This window comes from Variovorax sp. J22R115 (assembly GCF_030317005.1).
In the GTDB taxonomy this organism is placed as follows: Bacteria; Pseudomonadota; Gammaproteobacteria; order Burkholderiales; family Burkholderiaceae_C; genus Variovorax.
Genome location: NZ_JASZYM010000005.1, coordinates 224,445 through 242,432 on the forward strand (window position 1 = coordinate 224,445; position 17,988 = coordinate 242,432).

The 17,988-nt window shown below is 65.6% G+C and carries 16 protein-coding genes; 10 read left to right on the forward strand and 6 right to left on the reverse strand.

Translation table 11 applies throughout. The annotated features are described in order from the left end of the window. Window positions 1-2 precede the first annotated feature (2 nt). Window positions 3-464 carry a histidine phosphatase family protein gene (locus tag QTI04_RS10870; protein ID WP_286615616.1) on the forward strand — a complete coding sequence of 154 codons (462 nt, stop codon included), beginning with the start codon at window positions 3-5 and terminating at the stop codon, window positions 462-464. Between the two features lie 13 nt (window positions 465-477). On the opposite strand, the gene QTI04_RS10875 is transcribed toward QTI04_RS10870, so the two are convergent. Further along, window positions 478-1,998: a Ppx/GppA phosphatase family protein gene (locus QTI04_RS10875; protein WP_286615618.1), complete on the reverse strand. Its 1,521-nt coding sequence runs from the start codon at window positions 1,996-1,998 to the stop codon at window positions 478-480. Window positions 1,999-2,243: 245 nt separating this feature from the next. On the opposite strand from QTI04_RS10875, the gene pstS reads away from it, so the two are divergent. Genes pstS through phoR form a run of 7 tightly spaced genes read left to right on the forward strand, consistent with a single transcriptional unit; the run spans window position 2,244 to window position 8,878 of the window. Continuing rightward, the gene (gene pstS / locus QTI04_RS10880; RefSeq protein WP_286598567.1) at window positions 2,244-3,287 is read left to right on the forward strand and encodes a phosphate ABC transporter substrate-binding protein PstS; all 1,044 of its coding nucleotides are present in this window, start codon (window positions 2,244-2,246) and stop codon (window positions 3,285-3,287) included. A gap of 23 nt (window positions 3,288-3,310) precedes the next feature. Beyond that, a complete protein-coding gene (gene pstC, locus QTI04_RS10885; protein WP_286598566.1) occupies window positions 3,311-4,381 on the forward strand; it encodes a phosphate ABC transporter permease subunit PstC in 1,071 nt (356 codons plus the stop codon). Next, a complete protein-coding gene (pstA, locus tag QTI04_RS10890; protein WP_286615619.1) occupies window positions 4,378-5,262 on the forward strand; it encodes a phosphate ABC transporter permease PstA in 885 nt (294 codons plus the stop codon). The genes pstC and pstA overlap by 4 nt, the downstream gene beginning before the upstream one ends. Window positions 5,263-5,267: 5 nt before the next feature. Then, a complete protein-coding gene (gene pstB / locus QTI04_RS10895) occupies window positions 5,268-6,047 on the forward strand; it encodes a phosphate ABC transporter ATP-binding protein PstB (protein WP_286566030.1) in 780 nt (259 codons plus the stop codon). Window positions 6,048-6,056: 9 nt separating this feature from the next. Next, the gene (phoU, locus tag QTI04_RS10900; protein WP_286566028.1) at window positions 6,057-6,758 is read left to right on the forward strand and encodes a phosphate signaling complex protein PhoU; all 702 of its coding nucleotides are present in this window, start codon (window positions 6,057-6,059) and stop codon (window positions 6,756-6,758) included. A 42-nt stretch (window positions 6,759-6,800) separates the two neighbouring features. Next, on the forward strand, window positions 6,801-7,493 hold the full coding sequence (gene phoB / locus QTI04_RS10905) for a phosphate regulon transcriptional regulator PhoB (protein ID WP_286598564.1): 693 nt from the start codon (window positions 6,801-6,803) through the stop codon (window positions 7,491-7,493). 44 nt (window positions 7,494-7,537) lie between these two features. After that, window positions 7,538-8,878 (forward strand): phosphate regulon sensor histidine kinase PhoR, encoded by a 1,341-nt coding sequence (gene phoR, locus QTI04_RS10910; RefSeq protein ID WP_286615621.1) that lies wholly within the window; start codon window positions 7,538-7,540, stop codon window positions 8,876-8,878. On the opposite strand, the gene QTI04_RS10915 is transcribed toward phoR, so the two are convergent. The 3 genes from QTI04_RS10915 to QTI04_RS10925 all read right to left on the reverse strand — a co-directional run bounded on the left by QTI04_RS10915 (window position 8,862) and on the right by QTI04_RS10925 (window position 12,284). After that, on the reverse strand, window positions 8,862-10,202 hold the full coding sequence (locus tag QTI04_RS10915; protein ID WP_286615622.1) for an MATE family efflux transporter: 1,341 nt from the start codon (window positions 10,200-10,202) through the stop codon (window positions 8,862-8,864). The two genes, phoR and QTI04_RS10915, sit on opposite strands and share 17 nt — an antisense overlap. Further along, entirely contained in the window at window positions 10,195-11,937 is a 1,743-nt protein-coding gene (locus tag QTI04_RS10920; protein WP_286615624.1) for a hypothetical protein, read from the reverse strand. Before QTI04_RS10920 ends, QTI04_RS10915 begins: the two co-directional genes overlap by 8 nt. Window positions 11,938-12,017: 80 nt before the next feature. Next, window positions 12,018-12,284 carry a type B 50S ribosomal protein L31 gene (locus QTI04_RS10925; RefSeq protein ID WP_286598560.1) on the reverse strand — a complete coding sequence of 89 codons (267 nt, stop codon included), beginning with the start codon at window positions 12,282-12,284 and terminating at the stop codon, window positions 12,018-12,020. A gap of 151 nt (window positions 12,285-12,435) precedes the next feature. Between QTI04_RS10925 and QTI04_RS10930 the strand changes: the two genes are divergently transcribed. Then, window positions 12,436-13,497, forward strand: a complete 1,062-nt coding sequence (locus QTI04_RS10930; RefSeq protein ID WP_286615625.1) for an oxidoreductase — start codon at window positions 12,436-12,438, stop codon at window positions 13,495-13,497. A 24-nt stretch (window positions 13,498-13,521) separates the two neighbouring features. On the opposite strand, the gene rho is transcribed toward QTI04_RS10930, so the two are convergent. Then, complete coding sequence (gene rho / locus QTI04_RS10935) at window positions 13,522-14,787, reverse strand: transcription termination factor Rho (protein WP_286566020.1); 1,266 nt, start codon at window positions 14,785-14,787, stop codon at window positions 13,522-13,524. Window positions 14,788-14,972: 185 nt separating this feature from the next. After that, entirely contained in the window at window positions 14,973-15,305 is a 333-nt protein-coding gene (gene trxA / locus QTI04_RS10940) for a thioredoxin TrxA (protein ID WP_286566019.1), read from the reverse strand. A 129-nt stretch (window positions 15,306-15,434) separates the two neighbouring features. On the opposite strand from trxA, the gene QTI04_RS10945 reads away from it, so the two are divergent. Beyond that, entirely contained in the window at window positions 15,435-17,987 is a 2,553-nt protein-coding gene (locus tag QTI04_RS10945) for a PD-(D/E)XK nuclease family protein (protein WP_286615627.1), read from the forward strand. Window position 17,988: the final 1 nt, after the last annotated feature.

Genomic DNA, 17,988 nt, shown 5'->3' on the forward strand with positions numbered 1-17,988 from the left:
ACATGGATTTGATTTTCTGGCGCCATGCGGAGGCGGAGGACTGGACCGAAGGCTGCGACGACATGCAGCGTTCGCTGACCTCGCGGGGCGAAAAGCAGGCCAAGCGCATGGCGGCATGGCTCGATCGGCAATTGCCTGAAGGCACGCGGATCATTTGCAGCCCGGCCCGCCGCTGCGAGCAGACCGCCGTGGCACTCGGGCGCAAGTACAAGCTGCGCGGCGAACTCGCGCCCGACACCACGCCGGACGCACTACTCGGCGCGGCGGGATGGCCGAACGGCAAGTCGGTGGTGCTCATGATTGGCCATCAGCCATCGCTCGGCCAGGCCATCTCGCTGCTGCTGGGCCTTCAGCACGACAGCTGCCCGGTGCGCAAGGGCGCGGTCTGGTGGATTCGCACGCGCGAGCGCGATGGTGACGTGCAGACCGTGGTCGTCACGGTGCAGGCGCCGGAACTGCTTTGAGAGACGGCTGCGCTCAGCAGCCCGAGAGTTCGACGCGCCAGGTGGTCTTCTGCCAGGCCAGCACTTCTTCCCGCAGAAGGTGGGCCGATTGAGGGTACAGATCGGACCATCCCGCGCGGCAGGCAATGGTGAACAGCCTGGCGCCGCCCGGCCGTGCGAGCCGCAGCCCCTCCAGGTCCGGATCGCGCCGCGCATGGCACAGGAGCACGGCCAGACGCAACGCCAACAGTTGCGAGACGAAGGATTCGTCGTCCAGAGAAGTCTCCAGCTTGCGCAGCTTGCCCCGGTGGCCCAGCACGAGCTGGCTCAGCAGGTGCATCTCGTTGACCGCAAAGCCCGGTGCGTCGGCGTTGTCGAGGATGTACGCGCCGTGCTTGTGGTATTCGCTGTGGGAGATCTGCGCACCGATCTCGTGCAACTGCGCGGCCCAGCCCAGCTTGCGCAGGGCGCGGCCGGCGCGGCTGGTCGTGCTGCCGCCACGTGCGTTGGGGTCGAGCTGCACGAACAGCCCGGCCGCTGTTTCCCCGACCCGCTTGAACTGTGCGGCATCGACTGCAAAGCGGTTGGCCAGCCGCGCCACGGTGGTGGTGCGGAGGTCGGCCACGGTGTCGTCGCGCTCCAGCAACTCGTACAGCACGCCATGGCGCAAGGCGCCTTGCGCGACTTTCATTTCTTCGATCTCGAGCAGGTCGAACACGGCGCGCAGCACGCTCACGCCGCCGCCGATCACCGCCTTGCGGTCTTCGCGCATCCCTTCGATGCGCAGGCGGTCGGCGCTGCCGGCCTTGAGCAGGCGGTCGACCAGCCAATCCAGCCCGTCGCGGGTGATCAGGCCCGGCTCGCCGCCGGCCAAGGTCAGCACATCGCCCACGGCGCCGATGGTTCCGGAGGCGCCGTAGACCACGTCCCAACGGTCGGGCACATAGGTGCCGAGCGCGTCGTCGAGCACTGCCTTGGCGGCGATCTCGGCTGCGCGAAAGGCCGACGTCGTGAACAGACCCAGCGGAAAGTGCTTCATCGACCAAGCGACACTGCCGACCCGATACGACTCCATCACCTCGGCTTCGAGCGCCTGGCCGATGATCAATTCGGTGGAACGCCCGCCGATGTCGACCACCAGCCTGCGCTCCCGGTTCGAGGCATCGGTCTGGGGCAGGGTGTGCGCCACGCCCTGATAGATGAGGCGGGCTTCCTCGCGGCCGGTGATGACGTCGATGCCGAAACCCAGAATGGTGCGTCCGCGCAACAGGAATTCATCGCGGTTGCGGGCCTCGCGCAGGGTCTGCGTCGCCACGGCGCGGACCTGGGAGCGCTTGAAGCCGGCAAGCCGCTCGCCGAAGCGGGCGAGCGCGTCCCAGCCGCGCTGCATGGCTTCGGGCGTGAGATTGCGGTCGCTGTCGAGGCCGTTGCCTTGACGAACGGTTTCCTTGAGGTATTCGGTGCGGTGGATCTGGCCGTGGTCGACCTGGCCGATTTCCAGGCGAAAGCTGTTCGAGCCGAGATCGACCGCGGCGAGACGGGTTCCGTTTTGCATGTTGAAGTGGGGGAGTCGGGGGGTGATCGTAGCGCCCTCGCTGCGCACGCCTGCGTCAACCGGTATCCCGGCGAGGGAGAAAGGCTAGAGCCGGCACATGACGGTTGTGTGACAGCGTCATGCGGGAGCGCGCGAAAAGCGTCGACTTCTCCTCTGTGGGCGGGTGTCATCGGGCTGTCACACAAGCTTTCTAGAGTCCGTGCCAAGCCCCGAAAGGGGACCTTGTGCAGTTCAAAGGAAGCATCATGAAAACGACGTTCAAATTTGCAGCCGCCGGCCTTCTGGCCGTGGCTTTCGCCCACGCACCGGTGTTTGCCCAGGAAGCCGCCACTGGCGCCGGCGCCAGCTTCCCGGCGCCGCTCTACTCGAAGTGGGCTTCCGACTTCAACAAGGCCACCGGCGCGAAGATCAACTACCAATCCGTCGGTTCCGGTGCTGGCATCAAGCAGATCGACGCCAAGACGGTCGATTTCGGCGCCTCCGACATGCCCTTGACCGACGACGAGCTGAAGGCCAAGGGCTTGATGCAGTTCCCCACCGTCATCGGCGGCGTGGTTCCCGTGGTCAACATTCAGGGCATCAAGCCCGGCGAGCTCAAGCTGAGCGGCACGGTTCTCGGCGACATCTACCTCGGCAAGATCACCAAGTGGAACGACCCGGCGATCAAGGCGCTCAACGCCTCGCTCGCGCTGCCCGACGCTGCCATCGCCACGGTGCGCCGTGCCGATGGTTCGGGCACCACCTTCCTGTTCACGAACTACCTGAGCAAGGCCAACCCCGAGTGGAAGAGCAAGGTCGGCGACGGCACGGCCGTCAATTGGCCCAACGGCGCTGGCGGCAAGGGCAATGAAGGCGTCGCGGCCTTCGTGAACCGCCTGCCGAACTCCATCGGCTACGTCGAATACGCCTACGTCAAGCAGAACAAGATGACGTACGCCCAGATGCAAAACAAGGACGGCAACTTCGTCTCTCCGGACGACTCGGCCTTCAAGGCCGCCGCTGCGGGCGCAGACTGGTCGAAGACCTTCTACCAGGTGCTGACCGACCAGCCGGGCAAGGAATCGTGGCCTATCACCGGCGCGACCTTCATCCTGATGCACAAGGCGCAGGACAAGCCGGCACAGGCCGCCACGACCCTCCGATTCTTCGACTGGGCCTACAAGAACGGCGACAAGACCGCCGCCGACCTTGACTACGTGCCGATGCCGGACAAGGTCAAGAGCGTGATCGTCGTCGCCTGGGGTGACATCAAGGACGCGTCGGGCAAGCCCGTCGCCGCACTCAAGTAAGCCAATCAGAACGGCGCGCGGCCATGAGCACTCCGCTTGATCGCGCGCCGCTTTCGGAGCGACCTGTGTCATCCACCTTCCCCGCAAGTGCCAACCCGCTCGACCTCGCGGCCGAGCGCGCTCGCACAACAGCAAGCCCGCCGCCGGCTAAGCGGCCGCGCACCGGCGCCACCACCGACCGCCTGTTCGGCTGGGCCGCCATGGGCGCCGCGCTGCTGACGCTGGCGATGCTCATCGGCATCCTTCTGTCGCTGCTGGTCGGCGCCTGGCCCGCCATCTCGAAGTTCGGCCTCGGCTTCCTCACCAGCAGCGCGTGGGATCCGGTGAAAAACGAGTACGGCGGCCTGGTGATGATCTACGGCACGCTGGCCACCTCGTTCATCGCGCTGGTGATCGCTGTGCCGGTGAGCTTCGGCATCGCGCTCTTCCTCACCGAGATGTCGCCGGCATGGCTCAAGCGCCCGCTCGGCACGGCCATCGAACTGCTGGCGGCGGTGCCGTCCATCGTCTACGGCATGTGGGGCTTGCTGGTGTTCGGGCCGATCCTGTCCACCTACGTGCAGCAACCGCTGCAGAAGCTGTTTGACGGCGTGCCTTACCTGGGCGCGCTGGTGTCCGGGCCTCCGGTGGGCATCGGCATCCTGTCGGCGGGCATCATCCTCGCGATCATGATCATTCCGTTCATCGCCGCTGTGATGCGCGACGTGTTCGAAGTGACGCCGCCGCTGCTGAAGGAATCGGCGTATGGCCTTGGTTCCACCACCTGGGAAGTGGTCTCGAAGGTCGTGCTGCCTTACACCAAGGCCGGCGTGATCGGCGGCATCATGCTCGGCCTCGGCCGTGCCCTCGGCGAGACGATGGCCGTCACCTTCGTGATCGGCAACACCAACCAGCTCAATTCGCTGTCGCTCTTCGAGGCGGCCAACAGCATCACCTCGGTGCTGGCCAACGAGTTCGCTGAGGCCGGCGCGGGTCTGCACCAGGCCTCGTTGATGTATTTGGGACTCGTGCTGTTCTTCATCACTTTCGTGGTGCTCTCCCTGTCGAAGGTCCTGTTGATGCAGATGCGCAAGAGCGAAGGGACGAAATCGTGACCACGGCCGAACGACTCCTGAACGCCAAGGCGCTCGACGAGACCCGCGCATCCAAGTTCGCGAGCCGCAAGCGCGTCAACATCATCGCCCTGACGCTGTCGATGGCCGCGATGGCCTTCGGCGTCTTCTGGTTGATATGGATCCTCTGGGAGACGCTGCGCCTCGGCATCGGCGGCCTGACGTTCGCCACGCTCACCGAAATGACGCCGCCGCCCAACGAGGCGGGCGGCATCGCGAACGCGATCTTCGGCTCGCTGGCGATGGTGCTTCTCGCCACCTTCGTCGGCACGCCGATCGGCATCATGGCCGGCATCTATCTCGCGGAATACAACGTGAAGGGCTGGCTGTCGAACATCGTCCGCTTCGTCAACGACATCCTGCTGTCGGCACCGTCGATCGTGATCGGCCTGTTCGTCTATGCGGTGGTGGTGGCGTACTTCAGGTCCTTCTCAGGCCTGGCCGGCGCGATGGCGCTGGCGCTGATCGTGATCCCGGTCGTGATCCGCACCACCGAGAACATGCTGCAGCTGATACCTGCCGGCCTGCGCGAAGCGGCTTATGCGCTAGGCACGCCGAAGTGGAAAGTCATCCTGAGCATCACGCTGCGCGCCGCCCGCGCCGGGGTGGTCACAGGTGTGCTGCTGGCCGTGGCCCGCATTGCCGGCGAAACCGCACCGCTGCTCTTCACGGCGCTCAGCAATCAGTTCTGGACCTCGGACATGTCGCAGCCGATGGCCAGCCTGCCGGTGACGATCTTCAAGTTCGCGATGAGTCCGTACGAGAACTGGCAGCAGCTGGCCTGGGCCGGCGTATTCCTGATCACCGTCGCGGTGCTGGCGCTCAACATCCTCGCGCGGGTACTCACGCGCAACAAACTCTGAACCCCATGGCAACCACACTCGCTCAGCCGACGCGCTCCAAGATCTCGGTCAAGGACCTGAACTTCTACTACGGCAAGTTCCACGCGCTCAAGGGCATCAATCTCGAGATCCCCGAGAACAAGGTGACGGCTTTCATCGGTCCGTCGGGCTGCGGCAAATCCACCTTGCTGCGCACCTTCAACCGCATGTTCGAGCTGTACCCGGAGCAACGTGCCGAAGGCACCATCGCCCTCGACGGCGAGAACCTGCTGACCTCGAAGCAGGACGTGGCGCTGATCCGCGCCAAGGTCGGGATGGTGTTCCAGAAGCCGACGCCGTTCCCGATGTCGATCTACGACAACATCGCCTTTGGCGTGAAGCTGTTCGAGAACCTTAGTGCCTCGGAGATGGACGATCGCGTCGAATGGGCGCTCAAGAAGGCCGCCCTCTGGACCGAAGTGCGCGACAAGCTGCAGCAAAGTGGCTCGGGCCTTTCCGGTGGCCAGCAGCAACGCCTGTGCATTGCGCGCGGCATCGCGATCAAGCCTGAAGTGCTTCTGCTCGACGAGCCCTGTTCGGCGCTGGATCCCATCTCCACGGCCAAGATCGAAGAGCTGATCGCCGAGCTGAAGAGCGAGTACACCGTGGTCATCGTGACCCACAACATGCAGCAGGCGGCACGCTGCAGCGACTACACGGCCTACATGTACCTGGGTGACCTGATCGAATTCGGTGCGACCGAAGAGCTGTTCTTCAAGCCGAAGCGCAAAGAGACGGAAGACTACATCACCGGCCGCTTCGGCTAAGGAGACCGCATGACCGAGAAGCACCTTTCCAGCCAGTTCGACAGCGAACTCAACACCGTATCGTCGCGCGTGATGGAGCTCGGCGGCATGGTCGAGGCCCAGATTCACCAGGCCGTGTATGCCCTCCAGCAGTTCGACTCCGAAGCGGCCGAGCGCGTGATGGAGACCGAGAACCGCGTCAACGCGATGGAGATCGAGATCGACCGCGAGCTGTCGTCGATCATTGCTCGCCGTCAACCGACGGCCCGCGACCTGCGCCTGCTGATTGCAATCTCCAAGACGACCGCCAACCTGGAGCGCGTGGGCGACGAGGCCAACAAGATCGCACGCATGGTCAAGTCGATCATCGAAAGCGGATCGGCGCGTGCGTTGCCTTCGATGGAATTGCGCATCGCCGCCGATCTCGCCTCGGGTCTGCTGCGCAAGGCGCTCGATGCGTTTGCACGGCTGGACACGGCCGCAGCGTTGTCGATCCTGAAGGACGACGACCTGATCGACAAGGAATTCGATGGTTTCGTGCGCAAGCTGGTCACCTACATGATGGAAGACCCGCGCACGATCTCCGCCAGCCTCGACCTGCTGTTCCTGGCGAAGGCCATCGAGCGCATCGGCGACCACGCCAAGAACATTGCCGAGTTCATCATCTACATCGTCAAGGGCGCCGACGTGCGGCACGCCTCGATGAACGACATCGAAGCGCAGCTTCAATGACTCGCCCGCAGAACGCGGATTGAATGGAGAATTTGAGGATTCATGAAGAAACCCCGCATCCTGATCGTTGAAGACGAGTCCTCGATCGCCGAGCTGATCGCTGTCAACCTCCGCCACAATGGCTTCGAGCCCATCTGGGCGGAAGATGGCGCCGCTGCACAACGCGAGATCGATGCCTTCCTGCCTGACCTGGTGTTGCTGGACTGGATGCTTCCCGGGCAGAGCGGCCTGCAGCTGGCGCGCCAATGGCGCAAGGATTCGCGCACCAAGGCGATGCCGATCCTGATGCTCACCGCGCGTGGCGACGAGCCCGACAAGGTCGCGGGCCTGGACGCCGGTGCCGACGACTACATCACCAAGCCGTTCTCCACCCAGGAGATGCTGGCGCGCATTCGTGCGGTGCTGCGCCGTCGTGCGCCGGAAGCGGTGACCGAGCGTGTCGAGATCGGCGAGCTGGCGCTCGACACGGCGACGCATCGCGTGACCTGGCAGGGCGCTCCGCTGAAGGTGGGGCCGACCGAATTCAAGTTGCTGGGCTTTCTGATGCAGCATGCTGAGCGCGTTCACAGTCGCGCGCAATTGCTCGACAAGGTCTGGGGCGATCACGTCTACATCGAAGAGCGCACGGTCGACGTGCACGTCAAGCGTCTGCGCGAGTCGCTCGGCCCGGCCGCGGCGATGGTGGAGACGGTGCGAGGTGCCGGCTATCGGCTGACGGCTCAGGCCACTGTTTGAGAGACCGCTCCGGCTGAGAAGACCGGGCGGGATAATGGTCCGGCATGCCGTTTCGTATTGCAACTTTCCTGCTGGCCTCCTTGCTTGGGGGCGCCTGCGCTGCGGCGATTCTCGGCTGGCACTTCGCATGGCTCGGTGCATGGCTGGGCGCCGTGGTGTGGCTGCTGCTCGACGCATGGCGTGCACGCCGGCTGCTGGAGGTGCTGCGCGTCGATGCCGCGGGGCTTCCGTCTCGCGGCCCGGGCGTGTGGGGCGAGCTCGCCGAGCGCATCCGCAAGCTGCTGCGCGCCAGGGAGCTGCAGACCCGGCAAGCCGAGGAGAGGCTGCAGGAGTTTCTGGCGGCCATCCAGGCCTCGCCCAACGGCGTGGTGCTGCTCGACGAACAGGGGCGCATCGAGTGGTGCAACCAGACGGCGGCCGGCCAGTTCGGCATCGATGCCGAACGTGACCTGCTGCAGCACCTCGCCAACCTGGTGCGCGACCCTGCGTTCGTGGCCTACCTCGCTTCATGGAACTACAGCCGTGACGTGGTGATCGATGCGCCTTCGCAAGCGCGGGGCCATCGCAGCCACTCGGCACGGCTGTCGGTCCAGGTGCACCCGTACGCGGGCAACCGGCGCATGCTCCTCACGCGCGACATCACGTCACTGGAGCAGGCCGAGGCCATGCGGCGTGATTTCGTCGCGAACGTCTCGCACGAGATTCGCACCCCGCTGACGGTGCTCGCGGGCTTTGTCGAGACCCTGCAGAACCTTCCGCTCGATGCGCAAGAGCGCTCGCGCTATCTCACGCTCATGGGACAGCAGTCGCACCGCATGGAGACGCTGGTCAATGATCTGCTGACCCTGTCGCGGCTGGAGGGCAGCGCCGCCCCGCCGCCGCATCGGTGGACGCGCATCCGTGCATTGATGGCGCAGTGCGAAGATGAAGGCCGTGGCTTGTCGAGCCGGCTGTCGGCGCAAGGCCATCGACTCTCGTTCTCGATGGAGGCTGATTCCGAGATCGCCGGAGCGCCGACCGAATTGCAGAGCGCGATGTCCAATCTCGTGAGCAATGCCATCCGCTACACGCCCGGCGGCGGCGAGATCGCAGTGACCTGGCGCCTGCTGCCCGACGGCCGGGGTGAATTCGCCGTGCAGGACAGTGGTCCAGGCATTGCCGCCGAGCACATTCCGCGACTGACGGAGCGCTTCTATCGCATCGATCGAAGCCGCTCGCGCGAAACGGGCGGCACCGGGCTGGGGCTGGCGATCGTGAAGCACATTGCGCAGCGGCACGGGGGCGAACTGCGCATCGTGAGCACTGTGGGCAAGGGCTCGCGGTTCGCGCTCGTGTTTCCGGTCACGCGGCTGCGTCAGGCCTCTGCGGTCAGCGCTGTCGCCTGACGGTCGACACCAGCAGCGCGAGGAACAGCGCCGCCGTGATCGCCAGCGCCAGGGCGCTCATGAGCCAGAACGCCAGCGGCGACTGCATCGCTGGCCAGGGCCCGATCCCGCGATAGGCCAGCAGATAGCTTCCTCCCAGCCCCACGCCCCAGAGCAGGGTGCAATAGAGGATCAGCGGCATCACCGTGACGCGGTAGCAGCGCAGGACGAAGACGCACAGCGTCTGTACCGCATCGGCGAGGTGGTAGAAGGCCGTCGCCAGCAACAGCGTCGCGCCAAGGGCGATCACCGCGGAATTGCCGGAGTAGATGCCTGCGAGTTGCCAGCGCAGGACGGCCATCGATACCGCGAAGAGCAGGGCGAAAAAGATGGTCAGCTCGAAGCCCCTTCGGCACGCCCGGCGCGCCAGAGCATCTTCACCGGCGCCGAGCCAGAAACTGACCCGCGCGCTGGTGGCGATGGCCAGCGACAACGGCATCATGTACGCCACTGCAGTGAGGTTCGACGCGATCTGGTGCGCTGCTGAAGCGGCGGTGCCCAGGCGTGCAATGAACAGTGCCATCAGCGTGAACGAGGTGACTTCCACCAGCACGGCAAGGCCGGCGGGAACCCCCAGGCGGGCGAATTGCCGGATCTGCGCCCAATCGGGCGCCTCGACGCGCTGCCAGAAACGGTACTCGCGATAGAAGGACTGGCTGCGCAGCAGCCAGATCGCGGCCGCGAGCATCGCGAAGTTGACAATCAGCGTGGCCCAGGCGCAGCCCGCCAGGCCCATCGCAGGCACACCCGCGCCGCCGAAGGTGAACCAGATCGACAGCGGCAGCTTCACGCCGAGCGAGGCCAATTGCAGCCAGGTCACGAGCTGCGGTTTGCCCAGGCTCTGGTTGAGCGTGCTGAACAGGCGGAAAAGCAGCGCGGCAGGGAGCGCGAAGGCGAGGACCCGCAGGTAGGCTTCGACGTCGGCGCGCATGCTCTGCGGCACCTCGGTCCATCCCAGCATCGGCGCCGGAAAGAGCAGCACCGCCATGCCGAGCACGATCGTGATGCCGCAGAGGTAGAGCGATTGCCGCACCGACCGGCCGACCTCTGGCGTCCGCCCGGCGCCGTGGAGTTCGGCCCATACAGGGAGCAGCGCCTGCAGGACGCCCATCAGGGAAACAAATACGCTGATAAAGATCGCCGAGCCGACCGAGAGCGCTGCCAGCGCGCCTTCGGCGTAGCGCCCCGCCACGATCGTGTCTGTGACGCCGAAGGCCATCACGGCCAGCTGGCCGACCAGCACTGTTGCGGCGTGGCGCGCGATCACACGCCTTTCGCTAGCCACCGGCCGGTGCAATCCGTTGGAAGAGGAGCAGGTCGTCGCTCGCGCTGGTCGGGCGGCGGAAGGTGCCGATGAGGCGCCAGCCTTCGAGGTTCACGATCTTGTGCAGGGAGCCGACGGCGTCGGGTCCGACGATCAGCCAGGGGCAGTTCGCGCCCTGGGCCGACAAGTGCTGCAGGTTGAAATGCCCGTGGTGCCGCAGCGCCGCGATATGTGGCCGGCTGAGCGCCAGCGTCGAGATGCAGGAGGGCTGGCCCACGCGCTCGGAAATGACGCGGACTTGCGGCGCGTAGCTCAGCGCGTGATCGAGCGCCGGCAGCCACAGGGTGGTGCCGAGCAGCCAGCACAAGGCGGCGCCGCCGGCTGGCAGGACCAGCGTTTTCCAGAGTGCGGCGCGGTGGCGGCCGGTGCGCCAGCGCACCAGCCAACCCCATGCGATCGTCGCGGCCACCGCGAACGTCAAGGTGATCCAGGAGAACGATGGGGCGAATCCGGGCACCAGCCGGGTGACGCTGGTGGCCATCTTGGGCGGGAAGCCGGTCTGCAGCGCGATCCAGTAGCCCCAGATCATGACCGCGGTGCTGGTGAAGAACAGCAGCGTGAACCAGTCGATCAGCGCCGAGACGCTGCGCCTCAAGGTCGGCAGTGCAAAGGCGGCCATCGTCGCGAAGGCGGGAAGGGCGAGCAGCAGCGAGCGCTCGGAGAAGCTGGTGGTCCAGGTGGCGAACAGCGGGACCAGCGCAAACCACAGTGGCAGCGCGACGTGCCGCGCCGTGAGCTGGCGCCGCCAGCGCCAAATCGTCCACACCGTGAGTGGCCAAGCCGGCCAGGTGAACCACAGCAGCAGCTTCGCCTGGCTGCGCAGATCGGCGATGAGACGGATGCCCGGACGGCTGCCCGGCAGCTCGATCTTCCAGTGCAGCAGTCCGAGCCCGATCGCCAAGGCGCCGGCCAAGAGCGTGACGCCCAGCACCGCTGCGATGGCGCCCTTGCTGTAGGTGGGCTCGGTCTCCGACGTGTCGTCGCCACTGGCGCGCCGGAGTTCCGCGAACAGGATCGCCACGCAGCCGAAGCCCAGCATCAGCGCCACCGTCGGCCCGCCGCTCAGCGCCAGTCCGATGGCGCCGATCACCAACGCGATGAAGGCGCCGGTGCGCCGATAGGGCAGTGCAGCGACGCCGAAGAACAGTTGTGACGTGAAGAAAAGCTGTGCGAGCGCCGGGGTCGTTTCGTGCCCCAATTGCGCCAGTCCGAGACAGGCGATAAGCGCCAGCAACGCGCCGTCGGCGATGGCGCGCGCGTAGTCGGTCGGACGCGCCTCTCCTCCGAATGCAAACGCCACGGGCTGTGCGCGCGGCGTGCGGGCCATGTAGTACACGGCGTACCACGTGGCGGTGAACGTGCCTGCCAGCAGCAGGGCAAAGGCGATGCGAACGGCGAGGTCGGGGTTGACCCAGGTGGGTGCAATCTTGATCGCCCAGGCGCCGATCCAGTACGGGATCAGCGCCGGTGTCTCGGGCCTCAGCCCGAGCAGCATCGGATCGAGCCATCGCGCGATCCCGCCGCTGCCCTGCGCGAGTTCGGCCATGTAGCCGAAGGCACCGATGTCAGCGCTCTTCCAGGGCCCCCGACCCAGCAGTCCGGGCATGAGGTAGGCGGCGCACAGCAGCAGCAACGCGATGCGCGGCAGGCGGCGCACGGCGCTCTGGGCAACGATTGCGGGCGTCGGCTGGTTCAACGGAAGAGGATGGTGGGTCGATGGGAAAGAAAAAGGGCAGCGCGGTAAACCGGGCTGCCCTCGACTCGGAAGCGCCTTCCTTACTTGGAGGCGGTGCCGGTGGTCTTGCCGAAACGGTTGCGGAATTTCTCGACGCGACCGCCCATGTTGTCGACTGACTTTTGCGTGCCGGTGTAGAACGGGTGGGATTCGCTCGAGGTGTCGAGCTTGTACAGAGGCAGTTCACGACCGTCGTCGGTCTTGCCCATTTCCTTGGTGTTCGCGCACGAACGGGTCACGAACTTGAAGCCGTTCGACAGGTCGACGAACAGAACTTCGCGGTAGTTCGGGTGAATGCCTTCTTTCATGGTCTTTCCTTTGGTCGATGCGAGAGCCACAAACCCACCACAAACCGGGCTGTCCCGGAGGGGATGACACGGCACGGCGCCGTGTTGCACTTTTCGCTAAGCCCACAATTATCGCATACTGGTCCTTTTCAGCGCCAGAGGCCTCCTCATCATGCCTTTTCGCACCTTGCGCGCCGGCCTCGTGGGCTATGGATTCGCGGGCCAGACCTTCCATGCCCCTGTGCTTTCGGCCGTTGCGGGCCTTGAACTGGCGGCCGTGGCGAGTTCGCAGCCGCACAAGGTCCATGGGGACTGGCCCGGGGTCGACGTGGTCCCGGACGTCGAGGCGTTGTTGCGCCGAACCGACCTCGACCTGATCGTGATCGCTGCGCCGAACGCCCAGCATCACCCGCTGGCCACGGCTGCACTCGCAGCCGGCAAGCATGTGATCGTCGACAAACCCTTCACGCTGGACGCCGCCCAGGCACGCGAACTGGCCGACCTGGCCCGGCAGAAGGGGCGGCTGCTGTCCGTGTACCAGAACCGCCGTTTCGACTCGGACTTCCTGACGCTGCGCGACCTGCTCGCCCGCGGCGAACTGGGGCGTCCCGTGTATGTCGAGTCGCATTTCGACCGTTATCGGCCGCAGGTGCGCGAACGCTGGCGCGAGCAGCCTGTGCCGGGCGCAGGCCTCTGGGTGGATCTTGGATCGCACCTGGTGGACCAGGCGGTTCAACTGTTCGGCCGGCCTGACACCCTGCACGTCGATACCGCCGCGCTGCGTGACGGCGCATTGGTCGAAGACTACTTCCACGCCGTGCTGCGTTACGAGAAAGGCGCTCATGCACCCCTGCGCGTGGTGCTGCATGCGACCACGCTGGCTGCGTACGCCGCGCCGCGCTACATCGTGCACGGCACACGCGGCAGCTACATCAAGCGGGGAGTCGATCCACAGGAGGACGCGCTGCGCGCTGGAAGGCGTCCGGGCGATGCGGGGTGGGGTGTCGATCCGATCGACGGCGAACTCACGATCGTGCGCGACGACGGACGCGTTCAGTCGGGGGCCGTGCCCACGCTGGCAGGCAACTACGTCAGCTACTACGCGGCGATTCGCGATGCAATCCATGGGGAAGGCCCGAATCCGGTGACGCCGGATCAGGCAGTCGAGCTCATGGAACTGCTCGACCTGGGACGCCAAAGCGCGACCGAAGGCCGGGCCCTGGCGGTGCGCTGACCTGGTGCCAGCGCAAGGAGGCGATCAGCCTCCGCGACGCATCATGTCGAAGAACTCGACATTGGTCTTCGTCGCCTTCATGTTCTTGAGCATGAGTTCCATCGCCTCGATCTCGTCCATGTTGTACATGAGCTGGCGAAGGATGCGGGTCTTCTGCAGGATCTCGGGCGGCAACAGCAGTTCTTCGCGGCGCGTACCGCTGCGGTTGAGCTGGATCGAGGGGAACACGCGCTTCTCGTAGAGACGGCGGTCGAGGTGAATTTCAGAGTTGCCTGTGCCCTTGAACTCTTCGAAGATCACCTCGTCCATGCGGCTGCCGGTATCGATCAGCGCGGTTCCGATGATGGTGAGCGAGCCGCCTTCTTCCACATTGCGCGCGGCGCCGAGGAAGCGCTTGGGGCGCTGCAGTGCATTGGAGTCCACGCCGCCGGTCAAGACCTTGCCCGACGAGGGGACGACGTTGTTGTAGGCGCGGGCGAGGCGGGTGATCGAGTCCAGCAAGATCACTACGTCCTTCTTGAGTTCGACCAGGCGCTTCGCGCGCTCGATCACCATTTCGGCGACGTGCACGTGGCGCGCTGCGGGCTCGTCGAAGGTCGATGCAATGACCTCGCCCTTCACTGTGCGCTGCATTTCGGTCACTTCTTCAGGCCGCTCGTCCACCAATAGCACCATCATGTGCACTTCGGGGTAATTGGCGCTGATCGCGTGAGCGATGTGCTGCATCATCACCGTCTTGCCGCTCTTGGGCGGGGCCACCAGCAGGGCGCGCTGGCCTTTGCCGATCGGCGCGATGATGTCGATGATGCGGCCGGTGATGTTCTCGTCGCCCTTGAAGTTGTCGCGCTCCAGACGCATCAGTTCCTTGGGGAACAGCGGCGTCAGGTTCTCGAACATCACCTTGTGCTTGTTCGCCTCGGGCAGGCCGTCGTTGACCTTGTCGAGCTTCGTCAGCGCGAAGTAGCGTTCGCCATCCTTGGGCGTGCGCACTTCGCCTTCGATCATGTCGCCGGTATGCAGGTTGAAGCGGCGCACCTGGCTCGGCGAGATATAGATGTCGTCCGTGCTGGCCGTGAAGCTGGTGTCGGGGCTGCGCAGGAAGCCGAAGCCGTCCGGCAGGATCTCGAGCACGCCGTCGGCGAAAACCTGCTCGCCGGCCTTTGCGCGCTTCTTGATGATCGCGAACATCAGTTCCTGCTTGCGCATGCGGCCGACGTTTTCGATCTCAAGGGCTTCGGCCTGCTTGAGGACTTCGGACACGTGGAGTGCCTTGAGTTCGTTTAAGTGCATGGAATGACCCCTTACGGGGAAATCTGTCGAAAAACCAGGAGGGGGAGGTTTGGGGAGAGGCGAGAGATGCCTCACAAACCGGGGAACTCGAACCGGGTACCTGAATGGGCCGGTGATCTGTGGGGAATTATGACAGGAAAAAAAGAAAAGCTGCCGGCGCGTTGCGCGCGGGCAGCTGGGGAGCCTCAGGCGAGTTGCTGGTCGATGAAAGCGGTGAGCTGAGCCTTGCTCATGGCACCGACCTTGGTAGCGGCCAGTTGGCCGTCCTTGAACAGCATCAGCGTCGGGATACCGCGAATACCGAACTTGGCGGGGATGTCGCGGTTCTCGTCGACATTCATCTTGGCGATCTGCAGCTTGCCTTCATAGGTGTTCGACACCTCGTCGAGGATCGGCGCGATCATCTTGCATGGGCCGCACCATTCGGCCCAATAGTCCACCAGGACAGGCTTGCCGGACTGGAGCACGTCGGCTTCGAAAGAAGAGTCGGAGATGTGTTTGATGAGGTCGCTGGCCATGGATGTGTCCTTCTGCGCGGAGAGTTTCGGTGCAGCTAAAGTGCGGGTCATTGTGACAGAAACCAAGTGCCGGCGTGGCCCACGCGCAAGCTATGGCCCCGATAGCCAAAGCAACTCCAACTACACCCCATGCATCCATTTGAGCGCCATCCGGCGCACGCGCTTTGGCGCGATCCGGCCCAGGGCATCGTCAGCCGCATCGCCCAAGTTCTGTCCGAGCGAGGACTCCACGCGGCGCGCACGGTGGTGCTTGTCCCCTATGCACAACTGATGCAGGTGGCGCGCGCCATGTGGGCGGCGCACGGCACGCCGGGTTTCGCGCCGCGCTTCGAAACCACGCGCAACTGGGCGCGCAGCGTCGGGGGGTTCGCGCCCGGCATCGACGACATCGCCTTCGACATGGCGCGCGACCTGCTCACTGCGCAGTCCTTGCTGGCCCGCACCGGTTTTGCGGCGTCTCGCAACGCGCTGGCGGGGCGGCTGGTCGAGATCGTGCTGCAACTCGCGCCGCTGGCTGCCGCCGAGCATCCCGATGAACGCACGGTATGGGCCCAGCGCATGGGCGATATCGTGGGTGCGGGGAAGGGTTCCGAATGGTTCGATACCGAGAGCGCCCTCAACGGCATTGCACTGGCGTGGGCATCCACCTCCAGCTATGCGACCGATGTGCTGTTCACAGGGGCTGCGCTCGCGCAGGTCGACCAGCTCATCGTCCTGGACGGGCTTCAGAGCGACCCGCTGACCCGCAAGCTCGCCTCGCTGCTCGGTACGCGCGCCTTGCACCTGCCGCTCGCGGCCTTGATTGCGCCGGTCTGTGTCTCAGACTTGCATGCGGCGGCTGATCCTGAAGACGAGGCGGAGCGCGCCGCGGCCTGCGTGTTGCGCCATCTGGCGGAAGAGCGTGCTCCCGTGGCGCTCGTCGCCACCGACCGAGCACTGACCCGCCGCATTAGCGCGCAGATCGCAGCGCACGGCGTGGTGCCCCACGACGAGACTGGCTGGAAGCTTTCCACGACGCGTGCCGCCGCGAACCTCATGAGCGCGCTGCGCGCATGTGCCCATGATGCGAGCAGTGATCAGGTGCTCGACTGGCTCAAGTGCGCAAGTGCCTTCGACGGTCGCGCTGTCCTTTCGCTCGAAGCGCGACTGCGCGATCGCGGCATGCGTGATTGGCGCAGCTGGTGCTCATTGGCCGCGAGCAGCGACAAGCCCCAGGATTCCGGGCTGTTGCCGCTCACCGAAGCCATCGAAGCCCTGCGGTCCGAGTTCATTCGCCCCCGGCCGCTCGGCGACTGGCTGACGGGGACCCGGACCCTGCTCGAAGCCGGCGGTCAATGGGCGGATTTGGCCGGTGACGTGGCCGGCATCGAAGTGATTTCCGCGCTCTATCTGGACGCTGATGACGGCGAGATTCGAGGCTCGCGCTGCACACTGGCCGAATTCACGGCCTGGGTGCGCGACGTCCTCGAAGCGGCCAGCTTCGTGGTCGCTCCCGCGAGCACCGAGATCCCGCAAGTCGTCGTCCTGCCGCTGCACCAGCTGCTCGGCCGCGCCTTCGCGGCGGTCGTCGTCCCGGGGTGCGACGATCAGCGCTTGCCTGCTTCGCCCGAGCCGCCGGGCGATTGGACGCCCGCGCAGCGCGTCGGACTGTCACTGCCTTCGCGCGAGGACCTCGAGGCTGCACAGCGCGCCGCATGGGCGATCGCGATGCGCGCACCGTACTGCGATGTGCTGTGGCGGCAGTTCGACGCCAGCGGCGAGCCGGTGAGGCCGAGTCCGCTCGTGCAGATGCTGCACCTCGACCATGCGGCGGTCGATGCTGCGGATCCGCGCGAGCCTGTTCAGGTGGAGGCACGGCCGACCGCGCATCCCCAGCCGCGCGGCGAGGCGCTCGTACCCGCCACCTTGTCGTCGACAGCCTACGAGGACCTGCGCCGATGCCCATACCGCTTCTTCGCGTTGCGACAGCTCGGCCTGCGCAACAGCGATGAACTCGACTCGGAGATCGACAAGCGCGATTTCGGCAACTGGCTGCATGCCGTGCTCGGCCATTTCCATGAGGCACTGAAAGACGGCCCGACCGCCGATCTTCAGGCGCGGCGCGCCATGATGGCCGTCGCGCAAGACTTGGCGACCCGCGAGTTCGGCTTGTCGAAGGCCGAATTCCTTCCCTTCGCCGCGGCCTGGCCGGCCGTGCGCGAGGGCTATCTGGCCTGGCTGGCAGGACACGAGGCCGGCGAAGGCGCCGTGTTCGTCGAGGCGGAGCCGTGGAAGGAAGTGCCGCTGAGTAGCGTGAAGCTCATCGGTCGCCTCGACCGCGTCGACGCCACGCCCGACGGCAGGTCCTTCGTGATCGACTACAAGACCGAGTCCGCGGACAAGACCCGCGAACGCATCAAGGAGCCGACGGAGGACACGCAGCTCGCGTTCTACGCCGCCCTGTTTCCCGACGACAGCTTGCGCGCCGCCTATGTCAACGTCGGAGAGAAGGCCTCCGGCACGCGCACCTTCGAGCAGGAGGACGTGGTGACTGCGCGCGACGCACTGGTCGCCGGCGTGATGGATGATCTCGCCCGCATCGGCCGAGGTGCGGCGCTGCCGGCCCTCGGCGAAGGGCAGGTGTGCGAACACTGTGCAGCCCGCGGCCTGTGCCGCAAGGATTTCTGGGAAGTGGCCGAATGAG

Excerpts from the sequence above, each read along its gene's own strand:
- QTI04_RS10870 (WP_286615616.1), top strand. The coding sequence starts at position 3 with ATGGATTTGATTTTCTGGCGCCATGCGGAGGCGGAGGACTGGACCGAA.
- QTI04_RS10875 (WP_286615618.1), bottom strand. The coding sequence starts at position 1,998 with ATGCAAAACGGAACCCGTCTCGCCGCGGTCGATCTCGGCTCGAACAGC.
- pstS (WP_286598567.1), top strand. The coding sequence starts at position 2,244 with ATGAAAACGACGTTCAAATTTGCAGCCGCCGGCCTTCTGGCCGTGGCT.
- pstC (WP_286598566.1), top strand. The coding sequence starts at position 3,311 with ATGAGCACTCCGCTTGATCGCGCGCCGCTTTCGGAGCGACCTGTGTCA.
- pstB (WP_286566030.1), top strand. The coding sequence starts at position 5,268 with ATGGCAACCACACTCGCTCAGCCGACGCGCTCCAAGATCTCGGTCAAG.
- phoU (WP_286566028.1), top strand. The coding sequence starts at position 6,057 with ATGACCGAGAAGCACCTTTCCAGCCAGTTCGACAGCGAACTCAACACC.
- phoB (WP_286598564.1), top strand. The coding sequence starts at position 6,801 with ATGAAGAAACCCCGCATCCTGATCGTTGAAGACGAGTCCTCGATCGCC.
- phoR (WP_286615621.1), top strand. The coding sequence starts at position 7,538 with ATGCCGTTTCGTATTGCAACTTTCCTGCTGGCCTCCTTGCTTGGGGGC.
- QTI04_RS10925 (WP_286598560.1), bottom strand. The coding sequence starts at position 12,284 with ATGAAAGAAGGCATTCACCCGAACTACCGCGAAGTTCTGTTCGTCGAC.
- QTI04_RS10930 (WP_286615625.1), top strand. The coding sequence starts at position 12,436 with ATGCCTTTTCGCACCTTGCGCGCCGGCCTCGTGGGCTATGGATTCGCG.
- rho (WP_286566020.1), bottom strand. The coding sequence starts at position 14,787 with ATGCACTTAAACGAACTCAAGGCACTCCACGTGTCCGAAGTCCTCAAG.
- trxA (WP_286566019.1), bottom strand. The coding sequence starts at position 15,305 with ATGGCCAGCGACCTCATCAAACACATCTCCGACTCTTCTTTCGAAGCC.
- QTI04_RS10945 (WP_286615627.1), top strand. The coding sequence starts at position 15,435 with ATGCATCCATTTGAGCGCCATCCGGCGCACGCGCTTTGGCGCGATCCG.